Raw genomic sequence first — 14,446 nt, forward strand, 5'->3', positions numbered from 1 at the left:
TCCCCCCAAGCCATTCATCTTTTCCCGCCTTCCTCAAGCCTATCTGAATGCGCATACGCGCGTCTGTGCGTTTGCGGATATCTGTGCTAACGTCCCATTAGCGGATTTCATCGTATATTTTTTAAAAGGAATTTTTATGTCCAGTTTCAAGGAACTCGGGTTGTCGGCCGCGACGCTGACCGCTCTGGAGTCCAAGGGGTTTTCGGACCCCACCCCAATTCAGGCACTGACCATCCCCAAACTTCTCAACGGCTCCGTCGATATTGTCGGCCAGGCCCAGACAGGAACAGGCAAGACCGCGGCCTTTGGCCTGCCGGTCATTGAAGCGGCTGAAGAAAAAGTGCGCCACGTCCAATCGCTCATTCTGGCCCCCACTCGCGAACTGGCTATCCAGGTCGCCGAGGAAATCAACTCGCTCAAGGGCCGCAAACGAATTCGCATTCTCCCCGTATACGGTGGACAGGCCATTCACATGCAGCTCAAGGCGTTGCGACAAGGCGTTGACGTAGTTGTCGGCACACCAGGCCGTATCATGGACCATCTCAAACGTGGCTCGTTGCAGATCGACAATCTCGATTTCTTCATCCTTGATGAAGCGGATGAGATGTGCAACATGGGTTTTGTCGATGATGTTCGTGAGATTCTGGCCTCGGCCAACGACGACCGACGCACCCTGCTTTTCTCGGCAACCATGCCCCGCGAGGTCATGCGTATTGCCAAGGAATTCATGGGCGATTTCGAAGTCGTTTCGGTCAAACCGGAAAAAAGCGACATTCCGCTCACCCGTCAGATTTTTCATGAAATGGCTGATTCAGACCGATTTGAAGCCCTGTGCCGGGTCATTGATGCCCAGCCGGACTTCTATGGTCTGGTCTTCACCCGAACCCGCGCCGACGCGGACCGGGTCGCTGCACGACTCACCCAACGTGGATATCCTTCCGAACCGATCCACGGCGATCTGTCACAGGGACAACGCGAAAAGATTCTGGCAAGTTTCCGCAAAAAGAGAGCGACCATTCTGGTGGCCACCGATGTGGCAGCTCGCGGCATCGATGTGCCGGACCTGACGCATGTGGTCAACTTTGCCTTGCCGCAGGACCCGCAGACCTTTGTTCACAGAACAGGCCGCACAGGCCGCGCCGGAAAACAGGGCGTTGCCATCACCTTGATAGCGCCCAATGAATTCCGCCGCCTCATGTACATTTCCAAAACATCCGGCATTGAAATCAAGAAAGAAAAACTGCCGCGTATTGAAGATGTCATCTACTCCAAGAAAAGCCGGGTGGTCGAAGAACTGAAGACCATCATGGAATCTGCTGGCCACAGCAATTACCTGGCCATGGCCAAAGAACTTCTGGAAGAACACGAACCGACTGAAGTCGTGGCAGCCCTGCTCAAAAATAGCTTCGGCAATGAGCTGGATGCTTCAAGCTATCGTGAAATCGACATCACCCGTCACAGTGCCAACGCGCAATCTGGCGGACATGGCCGCACCGATCTGGTCTGCGCCCTTGGACGTGCCCATGGCATGTCTCCCAAGGAATTCGTCGATTTCGTTTCCCAGGCAGCTCATATCAAACCCTGGTCTATTCAACATGTCCGGGTCCAAGGCAACAAGACCACGTTCACCGTCCCCGCCCACGAATCGGAAAAGGTCATGAACAAGGTCAACAGCCGCGACGGCAAACCGCTTATTTCCATTGGTGAATATAAGAAAAAGCCCTCGTATCGCCGCGACTTTCACAAAAAGGGTGGCCAACGCCCAGGCAAACGGCCTTACATGAACCGGGGCAAGAAAAGGGACTCTTCGTCCTCATAGTCCAAATCATGGACTCGCCCGGATTCATCCAACACAAATCCACAATTAAAGCCGACGAATGCATCAGCATTCGCCGGCTTTTGTCTATTCTCAGCCTCAATTTGCGTCCATTGCCTTCCGACTCTGACCGAATAAACTCTTTCTGATTGCCGACCTTGATTTCTTTTTGCTAAAGTTTGCCGGTGAGGCAGTAATGAAAAACGATTATGACACTCCCAAAGAAGAACTCATCGCGGAACTCGACAGGCTCCGTGCCCTTCTTGCGACTTCGGAAGACGACAAATATCGCAAGATTGTCGAGGGACTTCCTCAATTCATCTTTGAACTCGATACGACCGGTACTCTACGATATGCCAACGAGTATGCCCTCAGCAGCTACGGGTATTCACGAGAAGACATCAAAAACGGGCTGCACCTTTCCGATATTATCCATCCCGATTCATACGCACATGCTCGTGAATCAATTCAGGCCATCCTTGCCGGAGAACCAGTCATGGGCAGGGAATACAGTGCCCTGCGCAAAGACCGCACCAGCTTTCCGGTCAAAGTGTACTCCCAACCGATCATCGAAAACGGGCAACAGACGGGTATACGGGGCATTGTCGTCAACATCTCGGACATCAAACAGGTGGAAAAGGCCCTTTCCAAAAGCAAAAACTACTACCGTACCCTATTTGAAAATACCGGTACGGCCATGACAATCGTCACGGCTGACAGTGTCATCCTCACCTGCAATTCTCAATATGAACGACTTTCCGGCTACTCTTGCAAAGAGGTTGAAGGGAAAATGTATTGGTGGGATTTTGTCCCCCCCGAAGAATTGGACCGCATGAAGGCCTACCATGCCACCCGGACTCTCTCGACCAATGGGGCACCCGACAACTACGAATTCACATTTTTGACTCGCACGGGAACCCACAAACGAGTCCACGTTTTTGTCGGTGTCATTGCCGACACCGAAGACCGGGTCTGTTCATTGATCGACGTCACGGAACGGGACCAGGCCCTGCACGCTCTCCGGGCAAGTGATGAACGATATGAACTGATGGTCCGAGGTGCCAATGACGGCCTATGGGATTGGGATCTGCATTCAGGTGCCGTCTATTATTCACCACGATACAAGGAGATTCTCGGCTATACCGACGCCACTTTCCCCAATCATGTCGATTCATGGCACAACAAGGTTCACCCGGATGACCTTGAACGTTGTATCAAGGCCAACCGCCGATGTGCCGAAGGCAAGCAGGATCAATTTCAAGTGGAATTTCGCATGTTCCACAAGGATGGCTCCATCCGATGGATACTCGGACGCGGAGGCAACACCAAGGATGAAACCGGCACCCCCTATCGCATTTCCGGCACCCATACGGACATCACAAAACGCAAGCAGGCCGAACACGCCCTCCGAAAAAGCGAAGAACAATACCGAGCCATTTTCGAAAACGCCACGGACGGCATCTATCAATGTACGCCCGGTGGGCGGTTCCTCACCATGAATACCGCATTGGCCCACTGTCTTGGCTATGAAAGTCCTGAGCACACCATGGAAACAATCACTGATATTCGTGAACAGCTCTGGGTCAACCCCGAAGATCGAGATGTTTTCCTTGAGGAGCTGGCTCAAAAAGGCACACTCCAAAACTACGAACACCATATCAAACGCAAAGACGGGTCCAGGATATGGATATCCGAAAACGCCCGCGCCATCTATGACGATGCAGGCCAGCTCGAATATTATGAAGGTTTTCTCCAAGATATCACGACCAGAAAATTCAATGAGAGCACCACCAAGGCCCTGTATGCCATCTCGGCCGCCATCACCATGACACATGATCTCTCGGAATTATACCGAGCCATTCATGCCATTATCAAAGGAGTTGTCCACACCCAAAATTTCTTCATCGCCGAAGTCAACAAGAAACTCGATAGAATGCAATTCGTCTATTTCAGAGATGAAAAGGACGACTACTTCGATATCACCGGCATCAGCGATTCGACCATGAACAGCCTGTCCATTCATGTCTACCGGACAGGCGCACCCCTCCGATTTTCCGCAGCCCGGCCCAAAGACGTGGCCCTGGCCCAGGATGTTGGCATCATCGGGACAACGCCGGCAGCATGGCTCGGCGTCCCGCTCAAACTCAACGGTGAAATCATGGGCGTCATGGCAGTTCAGGACTATGCCAATCCGCTGCAATATGGAGAAATAGATGTCTCCTTCATGACCGCAGTTTCCGAACAGGTGGCCATGGCCATCGAACGAAAGGCCAACGAAGAATCCCTGACCCGGCTGAACGAAAAGCTGGAGTCAAAAGTCGATCAACGGACTGCGGAACTCAAAAAACAAACCGCAGAACTTGAAAACGCCAATAAACGACTTCGCAAACTGGATGAAATCAAATCGACCCTGGTCTCCTCCGTCTCCCATGAGCTACGCACCCCCCTCACGTCCATCCGAGGATTTGCCAAACTCTGCGCCAAAGACTTTGCCCGTTATTTTCATCCATTGACAGAGAACATGCTCCTCAAGGATAAAGGATGTCGTATCCAAAACAACCTCGCCATCATCGACACCGAGGGAGAGCGGCTCACCCGGCTCATCAACGATTTTCTGGACATCAACCGGATCGAATCAGGCAAGGCAGCGTGGCATGACACCACCCTTGATCCATGCGCTGTCATCACCAAAGCCACGACCACCGCTTTTGGCAGTTTTGCCGCCAAGTCCGGGGTTCAGCTCATTTCAGACATTCCCGCATCGGCCCGTCCCATCCATGCTGATCCTGATAAAATACATCAGATCCTTATCAACCTGCTCAACAACGCGTACAAATTTACCACCCGAGGCAGCGTGACCGTCTCGTTTCAGGAAAGAGGCGGAAGCACCATCTTCTCTGTCAAGGATACCGGCCCGGGAATCCACCAGGAAGAACTCCCTCACCTGTTTGAGAAATTTCACAAGGCCCCCTTGGGAGACACACTCCACGTTTCAGACACAGGAACCGGCCTGGGGCTGGCCATCTGCAAAGAAATCGTGGAACATTATGGCGGGTCCATCTGGGTGGAATCATCGATTGGCACAGGCAGTATCTTTTCCTTTTCCATCCCGTGTGTTCCATAACATACCGGTAAAACAACGGCGCAGGGCACACGGTTCATACGCCAGCCCCATACCGTCCCAGCATGGAAAGACGAACCGTCACGGTGGTCCCTTCGTCCTCAGTGGAACGCATGGAGATACAATGATGTTCCATCTCCAATCGAAGCCAACAACACCGCCAGTGTATACCTCATACAACGCATGAACACGGCGAAACGCCATGGCAAAGATGCCCGCAGCCAAAAATATCCAGGCCAGACTCCGCCCCGTGTCAATGATCAGCCGAAGGGCCATGATTCCGGCAGCGAATTGAAACACCATAGATATGAAAATGACAACAAGGCTCATTCCCTGCTCCACACAATGCTTGCGACAAACAAAAGATAGCGTTTAAAATACGCACAAAGAGGCTTCATGCCATCAATAATCGCGGAGGGATATTCGATCGACAATCAGACATTTCGTAAAGACCATTTTCCACCTGAATATATGAGGAAATGTTGACGACCCGGTATGGATGCCCTATAAATTCAGTCCGTTCATGAAAATTGAATTCGGAAAATAGGTTCACCATGACGTCTCTCATGATTTTTCGAGCAGACTCACCTTCAAAAGGACTTCATGAAAATGACTGAATATCGACACTCCCGTTATCGATTCCCGGTCGCTTCACAAATAACTGGCAGGGATTCGGGGTTGTTCAGGTGGCCACCATCGCTTCTCATCGCATCCGGCGAACGCCTATTTTAGACCACCTCGCCCAGTCGTCCCCTGTTGCACCCCATTCACCGTACAACACCTCACGAGTCTCTCATGAAAAAAAACGCACTTCGGTTGGCCATTGCCTTTGCCGTCTACATTCTTGGCGTGTGCCTCATCTCAGGGTTTGAATACGTTTCCACCAAGAACCAAATTCTGACATCGACAAATGAACAGCTAAAAAACGCCGCGCATGTCGTTCCCGCGATTCTCGGAAAAACATATCATGTCGGCATAGCCAAAAAACGACCGACCAACGCAACATATACCACGGCACTCATCAATCTGAACGATGCCATCAAAAATACGAAAATCGCCAACCTGTATTCCATGATATACCGGGATGGTCAGGTGCTTTTCACCAGTGCCAACGCATCACGGGACGCCATTGCATCGCAGACCTATATCCAATGCATGACCCCGTATGACGAAGCCACAAATACATTGAAAAAGGCATTCAATACCTCAAAACCGACCTTTGACGACTTTGAAGATGCCACAGGCCACTTCCATTCCATCCTGGTCCCCTTTACGGCACCGGACGGCACTCGATACATTGTCGGAGCCGACATCCGAATGGATGCCATCAACGCCATGCTCTTTTCCCACCTGCTCAGCACAATCGGCAAGGGGGCCGGACTGCTTGTCCTGCTCATTCCCATCCTCTGGGCATCATGGCGGAACGCGAAGGACGAAAAGGCCTTCCTCCATGCTGAAATTGATAAAGGCACCGAAGAAATCAACGCCCTGAATGAGAACCTGATTGAACAGATCAAAACCGCCCAAGCTCATGAGAAGCAGGCCCAAAAAGCCAAAGAAATAGCTATCGAAGCCAGGACACACGCGATACAGGCTGGCGACGACGCCAAACACGAAGCCGCAATCACACTGGAAGAATCCTCACACCGCCTTTCCATTGCAAGTGAGCAACTCGCCGCTCAAGTCCAGCAGGTGGCCAACGGAGCTGAAACACAAAAACTTCGGGCGATTGAGACCGGCGCAGCGATTGAAGAAATGAACGCGACCGTGCTTGAAGTCGCCTCCAATGCTGCCAACGCCGCTGAAAAGACAGAGAATGCCAGACAGGTGGCAGAATCCGGCCTGACCGTCGTTGAAGAGGTTATCTCGGCCATCGAAACAGTCTCGAACAAGACCGAAACCATGCGAGAAAGCCTGCATTCGTTGGGTGACAGAGCACTAGGTATCGGCGAAATCATCAATGTCATCAATGACATCGCTGACCAAACCAACCTACTGGCACTCAACGCCGCTATTGAGGCAGCCCGTGCAGGAGAGGCCGGAAGAGGATTCTCGGTCGTTGCAGACGAAGTGAGAAAACTGGCGGAAAAGACCATGTCAGCCACCAAGGAAGTGGAAAGCACCATCGGCTCGATTCAAAAATTGACTGAAAGCAATATTGACCACATGAACGAAACCAATGAAGTCGTCAACAAGACCACTGGGCTTGCTGAAAAAGCGGGACAAGAACTTCAGGATATCGTCAGTCTGGTCAATGACAGTTCCGACCGGGTCCGGTCGATCGCCACGGCAAGTGAAGAACAATCTGCGGCCAGCGAACAAATCAATCAAGCAGCTACTGAAATAAACACCATCTGCTCCGAAACGGCAGAAGGAATGGGACAGGCCACGGAAGCCATCATGGATCTGGCCTCGCAGTCAGTCCAACTCAAAACATTGATCAATTCTCTCAAAAACGATCAGAAAGACATCTAGAAATATATCCTCACGTCGGAAAAGCCCGGCGTGAGGATCTCGTTTACCCTTATTTTCCCTGTCGCGCGTTATACACCGTTTTTTGTAAGGCGGTGAATTCCCGATAGGCGGCGATGGCTTCATTTTTCAAAACATTGTCGGTCAACGAAATTCCACGCCGTTCCAACTCCGTCCGCCACTGCTCACTGACAGGCCCTTCATCAAATCCGGTAATATCTTCCAATTCTGGACCGGACCCCGCAATGACAAGGGAACGCACCCCGGACCAAAGGACCGCACCCAAACACATGGCACACGGTCGCCAGTTCACCACCAACTCATGGGCGGGCACCCCTTCGGCTCCGAGATCGTAGGTCCCGAGCATCTTCTGCGCCAGAGACAGGGCCATGATTTCGGCATGGGCCGACGAACAATTGAACGGCATGACCCGGTTCACTCCGATAACGACCAACCGCCCGGAATCGCGTTCAAAAACACCGGCGGCAAACGGCCCACCCGTGTTGCGTAAAAAGTTTTGCCGAGAAAACTCAATCACGGCTGCCATACGCGCTTCCGGCGTGGGCAAATGAGATGGGAGCGCACCCAGCGCATCCGCAGCCCATTCAGGCATATCAAGAGAAAATGAAAGGTCGGAAAAGGTCGAATTTTTCATGCAATAACTCCACAATGATTTGGTTGGCGAAGCTCTATCGTCATGCCGAACAGAAGGCAAGCCCAGTACAACCGACAGACCGGAATCCACTTTGGTCCATGAAAATTGACACCGCTTATGCCACGGCATACATTCAATGCATGCGAAAGACACGGTATCATACAATCCTTCCTTTTCATGCAGTGAGACGCGTTCCGCGTCGGATCAAGACTGCGGTCTGACCGTTTCTCCTCCTCCCCCACTTGTCAATCGTTCACACCATATGAACGAGCACCCCATTTTGGACCGAACAAATTCGGTCTTTTCGCTGATCACCCACAGGAGAAGAACAATGAAAAACACGCCATTTGAATCACCATTCGAAGGGTATGAAATACGCCATCATATCACGAACAAGAATATCCAGGTCGGACAACACAGCTATTATTCCGGCTATTATCATGGACATCACTTTGAAGAAAACGTGCGATATCTGCATCCCGAACGGGACGATGTTGACCGCCTTGTCATTGGCAAATACTGCTCCATCGGTTCTGGAGCCATATTTCTCATGGCAGGCAATCAGGGCCACCGGCATGACTGGATTTCCACATACCCATTCCATTACAGACCGGAATTTGCCGAAGCCGCAGATGGGTACACGCCCAAAGGGGATACCGTCATCGGCAATGATGTCTGGATCGGCACCGAAGCCATGATCCTGCCCGGCATTTCCATCGGCAACGGAGCAATCATCGCAGCCCGGGCGGTGGTGACGCGAAACGTGCCGGACTACACGGTCGTGGGAGGCAATCCGGCAAAGATCATCCGACAACGATTCAGCGATGACGACATTGACAGGCTGTTGCGACTCCGATGGTGGGATTGGCCTGAAGAGAAGGTGAAACGACACCTTGATGCGCTCTGTAGTCACGACATCGACCGACTGTGCGCCGCAGGGGAATAGCCCTCAACGACAAAAGGCTTCAGGGATTTCCCTGAAGCCTTTCAAAATATGGTGCCCCCAGCAAGATTCGAACTTGCGGCACCAGGATTAGGAATCCTGTGCTCTATCCACCTGAGCTATGGGGGCACGGGGAATTTCTCCTATCCGACCGGGGATGAAAAGGCAAGTGTTTCATCGCCAAACCTGTGCAATGCACATTTTCTTGCGTGCAAATTCATTCACACTGTTTACAACCGAAAAAAAAGGCCTATAGTTCCCGAATGCGGCTGTATGCCGCCATCCTGTTTCCTCAAGAATCCATAACGGAGCCATTATGATTCGCAAACTTAAAACATTGATTCTCGCACTTGCCGTTGTCATGGCCGTCCCTCTGGCGGCTCACGCCAATGGACTTCCCGTTTTCACGGAATTAGCTGCCAAGGCGGGAAAGGCCGTTGTTTTTATCTCAACAGAAAAAACCGCCGCGCCTGGGCATAGGCAACAATTCAAGCAACAAGTTCCCGAAGGACACCCGTTCCGCGAATTTTTTGACCGGTTCGATCAATTTTTTGGACAGCAACAGGGCCAACCCCGCAAACAGTTGGGACAGGGGTCCGGCTTCGTCATCTCCACCGATGGCCTGATCGTGACCAATAATCACGTCATCGAAGGGGCTGACAAAGTGACTGTCCGCTTCCAGGACAACAAAAAAATATACGAAGCCACCGTGGTCGGCGCGGATCGCGAAACTGATCTGGCAGTCATCAAAATCAAAGCGGACAAACCACTCCCGATACTGCCGCTCGGCAATTCCGACACCATCCAGGTCGGTGAATGGGTCCTTGCCATCGGCAATCCGTTCGGCCTCGACAACACGGTCACCGCAGGCATCATCTCCGCCAAGCACCGCATCATCGGTGCCGGACCGTTTGACAATTTCCTCCAGACCGACGCGTCCATCAACCCCGGTAACTCCGGCGGTCCGCTGCTCAACATGCGCGGCGAAGTGATCGGCATCAATACCGCCATCAATGCCGCAGCCGACAACATCGGTTTTGCCATCCCCAGCACACAGGCTGAAAAAATCATCCGCCAGCTCAAACAGGGCAAAACCGTCCAACGCGGCTGGCTCGGTGTCACCATTCAACGTGTTGGCGAAACCCAGGCAAAGGCGCTCGGTCTGTCCGAACCCACCGGCGCATTGGTCGCCTCGGTCGGGAAGAATTCCCCGGCTGCCAAGGGCGGACTCAAGCAAGGGGATGTCATCCTCGGCGTCAACGGCCATAAGGTCGAAGACAACAACGACCTGCTCAAAAAGATCGCGGATCTCTCTCCCAACGAAAAAGTCCGCCTCAACCTCTGGCGAAATGGCAAGACAGTGACTAAAACAGTCACGTTGGGCGAACGCAGTGAAAAAACGTTGGCCGCCATGAGTCCCAATAAACAAGGCCCAACCCAAACCAGTGCGGTCCTGGGTATGCAGTTGAAATCCGTGACCGATCAGGAAGCGCAGGCCCTCGGGTTGGAGACGACACAGGGATTGCTTGTGGTCACTGTTGATCGCAACACCCCGGCCGGAGAGGAAGGCATTCGCCAAGGCGATGTTATCATCCAGGCCAACCAGAAGGACGTGAACACCGTGGTCGAACTACAAAAAGTCATCGAACGCGACAAGGATCGCGGCGCGGTCATGCTCCTCATCAAACGACAGGGCCAGAACAGCTTCATCGCACTGCCGCTCGACAAATAACACATCAAAGGGGCTTCAAACGAAGCCCCTTTTTTCAAGGATATCCAGTGAATTCAGCAACACTCATCGCCCCTGCCAAAATCAATCTTCATCTCGAAATACGCGGGAGACGCCCTGACGGCTATCACGAACTTCGCACGCTCTTCTTCCCTGTGGACATGCCCTGTGATCTCATCAAGATCGAACCGGGACATGACGAACATTTCTATATCCGCTGTCCAGAAAAACCAGCCTTGGAAACAACCGACAATATTCTGTATACAACCTGGAAAAAATTCGGGCAGACCACTGGCTTTCAGCCTGGAATATTCGTCACCCTGACAAAAAACATCCCTATGGGTGGCGGACTTGGCGGTGGCAGTTCCGATGCCGCGACCATGCTCAAATGGCTCAATTCCGAAGCAGGTGACGCGGCCCTGTCTCCTGAAAAGCTGCTTGAATTAGCGGCCTCTTTGGGAGCCGATGTCCCCTTCTTTTTCATGGATGGCCCGGCCTGGGCCGAAGGCATTGGAGAAAAACTCGAACCGGCGTCGGTCAACCTTTCGGAAATGACGCTACTCATAGCATCCCCGGACATTGAAGTCTCCACCCCATGGGCCTTCGCTGCCTGGGATGAAAAAAATCCCGATGCAAAGCAACGAGAATCCTTGACAACCAGCAAATCTGGTACTAAGACTCCATCTCCCGTTTCAGCCAAAGAAATGACGAACGATTTTGAACCCATTGTCTTTGATAAATATCCAAGACTTCGGGAAATAAAAGAAAAGATCATCACTCTGGGAGCTGAGACAGCCGCCATGAGCGGTTCGGGAGCCTCCATTTTTGGACTTTTTCAAAAACGGACTACGGCAGCACTGGCCGCCACGGCTCTCGAAAATGAGGGAATTGAAATTTTCATGATGGAATGTCATTAAGTAGATCCATCAACGAAACGGTTGTATCGCGTGCTTCTTCGAAACACTGATGTCAGCGGCTTGAAAAACAGCAACTGATAACCAAACAGAGTTCGCCAAAAGAGCACACGCGACAGAAAGACACGGACAGTGTGCGGGTATATCCTTACCGTATCACACCATACCGTGGACGAAACGCGGATATCAACCGGGCACGGCACATTTTGCTGGGGCGTCGTCAAGTGGTAAGACACCAGGTTTTGGTCCTGATATTCGGGGGTTCGAATCCTCCCGCCCCAGCCACTTATTTACAACCTCGAGGTAATAGTCATCATGCATGGTGAACTGAAGATCATCAGTGGATCTGCAAGTCCGAAATTGGCCGACGCCATTTGTGAACACCTGGGGACCAAAGCGTCCCCGGTTTTGCGTGAACGGTTCTCCGATGGAGAAATTCGCATTGAAATTGGTGAAAATGTCCGTGGTGACGATGTCTTTGTCGTTCAGCCCACCTGCTCACCGGTCAACTTCCACCTCATGGAACTCTGTCTGATGCTGGACGCACTCAAACGCGCCAGCGCATCCCGCGTGACAGCGGTCGTTCCGTATTTCGGCTACGCCCGTCAGGACCGCAAAGTCGTTCCTCGCGCCCCTATTTCCGCCAAAATGGTCGCTGACCTGCTCTCAACCGCAGGGATGCAACGTCTGGTCACCATCGACTTGCACGCCGGCCAGATTCAGGGCTTCTTCAACTGTCCCGTTGACAACCTCTTTGCTGCTCCGGCCCTGCTGGAACACCTGCGGGAACGGAACGAAGAAGATTTCGTCATCATTTCACCGGATGCCGGTGGCGTTGAACGCGCTCGGGCCTACGCCAAGCGCCTCGGTGCCACACTGGCCATTGTCGATAAGCGTCGGGATGCCCCGAACCAGGCAAAGGCCATGCACATCATTGGTGATGTCAAAGACAAGGTCGCCGTGGTTATCGACGACATGATCGACACCGCCGGTACCATGTGTGCCGCCGCCAATGTCATCATGGAAAACGGTGCCAAAGACGTCCTGGCCTGTGCGACTCACCCGGTCTTGTCCGGTCCGGCCATCAAACGCCTTGAAGAATCCGCATTTTCCGAAGTGGTTGTCACTGACACCATCCCGCTCAACGAAGCGGCTCAGGCCTGTTCGAAAATCAAACAGCGCTCTGTCGCTTCCTTGTTGGCGAAAGCAATCAATAATGTCCACACGGAATCGTCCGTGTCCGTACTTTTCGTTTAAGGGAATTATCCCACAGACCATTTAAAGCGTGAGCGTCCGTTTATAGTGAACGGCCAGAGCGTAACAGGAGAAACATTATGGCAGAACTGCTGAAACTCAACATTCAGGAACGCAGTGAAAGAGGCAAAGGCCCCAACCGTCGTCTCCGTGCTACAGGCATGGTCCCCGGCATCTACTACGATTCCGAAGGTGTAAACATCCCCGTCAAGGTGGAAATGGTCCCTTTGCAGAAAGCCTATGCTTCTCTGGGTAACGCACAGGTCTTTGAACTGGTCCTGGAAAAAGACGGCAAGACCGAAACCAAGCCGTCCCTGCTGTGGCGCGTCCGCAACGAGCCTGTCAAAGGCGTCCCCGAACACGTGGACTTCTTTGGCGTCGATCTGCACAAGGAGATCAAGGTTCACGTTCATTTCGAAATCGTTGGAGACTCCAAGGGCGTCAAGCTCGGCGGTATCATGGAACTCTTCCGTGAATCCATCGAGGTCATTTGTAAGCCGCTTGAAATTCCGAGCTCCATCGTTATCGACATCACTGAATTGGACATCATGGACTCCATCCATATTGCCAACGTCCAGTTCCCAGAAGGTGTCTCTCCGGTCTTCGATGAAAACTACGCTGTTGTCGGTATCCAGCCCGCACGCGAAGAAGAAGAACTCGACGCCGATACCGATGAACCTGAAACCGTTGTCGAAACAGCTGACGAGGCTCAGGCCGAGTAATTCAGCTCCGTACAATATGAATCCTTCCCGGAGTGTGATTTCGCACTCCGGGATTCTTTTTGCCTCGACGCACAGAGGCTGCTATCCTGCTCCCTGCCGAGCCACCTGAAACTCTCACACAATACATCCTGATTATGGAGTACAAAAGCGCAATTATTGGTCTGGGCAACCCCGGACCCAAGTACGAACAAACCCGACATAATATCGGGTTCATGCTCGTGGATCATTTGTTGCGTCTGGGAGCCGACCGTAAATCCATGCGACTGGAACGGATCGACGAATCAGGGGACTACGAATTGTGGCGCATGAAATTCGCCGGGGCCTATCGCCTGCTCGCCAAGCCCATGACCTACATGAATCTGAGCGGCAAGGCGGTGTCAAAGATTTGTGGCCGTCACGGCATTCGACCCGACGATGTGCTCGTTGTTCATGATGAACTTGATCTGCCAGTTGGCCGAATGAAATTGAAAAAGGGCGGCGGAAATAACGGACACAACGGATTGGCGTCGATTCAGGAACGACTCGGTACCCCCGGATTCTATCGGCTTCGACTCGGAGTCGGTCGTCCGGTTGATACATACAAACCGATCAGTGATTGGGTTCTGGAACCGTTTGAAACGAAAAATGTCGAACATCTTTCCGAAATCATCACGCACGCATCCAAGGGATTAGATATTTTCTACCGCCGCGGCATGGGGTTTGCGACCCAGCACATCAACTCTTTTTCCCTGGATGAAGAGTAAATATAGTAACCGTGGACTCCTCCACGTATTTTCGGTATGATGTTCTTCTGCCGTGTGTAATAAAGCATTTTTCAAGG

General features: G+C 52.3%; 11 protein-coding genes and 2 tRNA genes. 10 read left to right on the top strand and 3 right to left on the bottom strand.

The features are described from left to right. Window positions 1-136 precede the first annotated feature (136 nt). Window positions 137-1,819, top strand: a complete 1,683-nt coding sequence (locus GO013_RS08215; protein WP_163810016.1) for a DEAD/DEAH box helicase — start codon at window positions 137-139, stop codon at window positions 1,817-1,819. A gap of 193 nt (window positions 1,820-2,012) precedes the next feature. Continuing rightward, entirely contained in the window at window positions 2,013-4,940 is a 2,928-nt protein-coding gene (locus GO013_RS08220) for a PAS domain S-box protein (protein WP_163810018.1), read from the top strand. Between the two features lie 78 nt (window positions 4,941-5,018). Here GO013_RS08220 and GO013_RS08225 read toward each other — a convergent pair whose 3' ends face one another. Then, the gene (locus tag GO013_RS08225) at window positions 5,019-5,267 is read right to left on the bottom strand and encodes a hypothetical protein (protein WP_163810020.1); all 249 of its coding nucleotides are present in this window, start codon (window positions 5,265-5,267) and stop codon (window positions 5,019-5,021) included. 465 nt (window positions 5,268-5,732) lie between these two features. On the opposite strand from GO013_RS08225, the gene GO013_RS08230 reads away from it, so the two are divergent. Beyond that, window positions 5,733-7,412 (top strand): methyl-accepting chemotaxis protein, encoded by a 1,680-nt coding sequence (locus GO013_RS08230; protein WP_163810021.1) that lies wholly within the window; start codon window positions 5,733-5,735, stop codon window positions 7,410-7,412. Between the two features lie 49 nt (window positions 7,413-7,461). Here the strand turns inward: GO013_RS08230 and GO013_RS08235 are convergent, their stop codons facing one another. Beyond that, window positions 7,462-8,064, bottom strand: coding sequence for a nucleoside deaminase (locus GO013_RS08235; RefSeq protein WP_163810023.1), 603 nt, complete (start codon window positions 8,062-8,064; stop codon window positions 7,462-7,464). A 331-nt stretch (window positions 8,065-8,395) separates the two neighbouring features. Here GO013_RS08235 and GO013_RS08240 point away from each other — a divergent pair, with 331 nt between their 5' ends. Then, window positions 8,396-9,010 (top strand): CatB-related O-acetyltransferase, encoded by a 615-nt coding sequence (locus tag GO013_RS08240; RefSeq protein ID WP_163810025.1) that lies wholly within the window; start codon window positions 8,396-8,398, stop codon window positions 9,008-9,010. Window positions 9,011-9,059: 49 nt separating this feature from the next. Here GO013_RS08240 and GO013_RS08245 read toward each other — a convergent pair. Further along, window positions 9,060-9,136 (bottom strand) — tRNA-Arg (locus GO013_RS08245). A gap of 187 nt (window positions 9,137-9,323) precedes the next feature. Between GO013_RS08245 and GO013_RS08250 the strand changes: the two genes are divergently transcribed. From GO013_RS08250 to pth, 6 genes are all read left to right on the top strand, one after another. Continuing rightward, a complete protein-coding gene (locus tag GO013_RS08250; protein WP_163810027.1) occupies window positions 9,324-10,739 on the top strand; it encodes a Do family serine endopeptidase in 1,416 nt (471 codons plus the stop codon). A 47-nt stretch (window positions 10,740-10,786) separates the two neighbouring features. Then, a complete protein-coding gene (ispE, locus tag GO013_RS08255) occupies window positions 10,787-11,653 on the top strand; it encodes a 4-(cytidine 5'-diphospho)-2-C-methyl-D-erythritol kinase (protein WP_163810029.1) in 867 nt (288 codons plus the stop codon). A gap of 207 nt (window positions 11,654-11,860) precedes the next feature. Then, window positions 11,861-11,935, top strand: a tRNA-Gln gene (locus GO013_RS08260). Window positions 11,936-11,965: 30 nt separating this feature from the next. Then, window positions 11,966-12,907, top strand: a complete 942-nt coding sequence (locus GO013_RS08265) for a ribose-phosphate pyrophosphokinase (RefSeq protein WP_163810031.1) — start codon at window positions 11,966-11,968, stop codon at window positions 12,905-12,907. Between the two features lie 77 nt (window positions 12,908-12,984). Next, window positions 12,985-13,626 carry a 50S ribosomal protein L25 gene (locus GO013_RS08270; protein ID WP_163810033.1) on the top strand — a complete coding sequence of 214 codons (642 nt, stop codon included), beginning with the start codon at window positions 12,985-12,987 and terminating at the stop codon, window positions 13,624-13,626. 59 nt (window positions 13,627-13,685) lie between these two features. Then, a complete protein-coding gene (gene pth, locus GO013_RS08275; RefSeq protein WP_343219549.1) occupies window positions 13,686-14,369 on the top strand; it encodes an aminoacyl-tRNA hydrolase in 684 nt (227 codons plus the stop codon). Window positions 14,370-14,446: the final 77 nt, after the last annotated feature.

Source organism: Pseudodesulfovibrio sp. JC047, from assembly GCF_010468615.1.
Taxonomy (GTDB): Bacteria; Desulfobacterota; Desulfovibrionia; order Desulfovibrionales; family Desulfovibrionaceae; genus Pseudodesulfovibrio.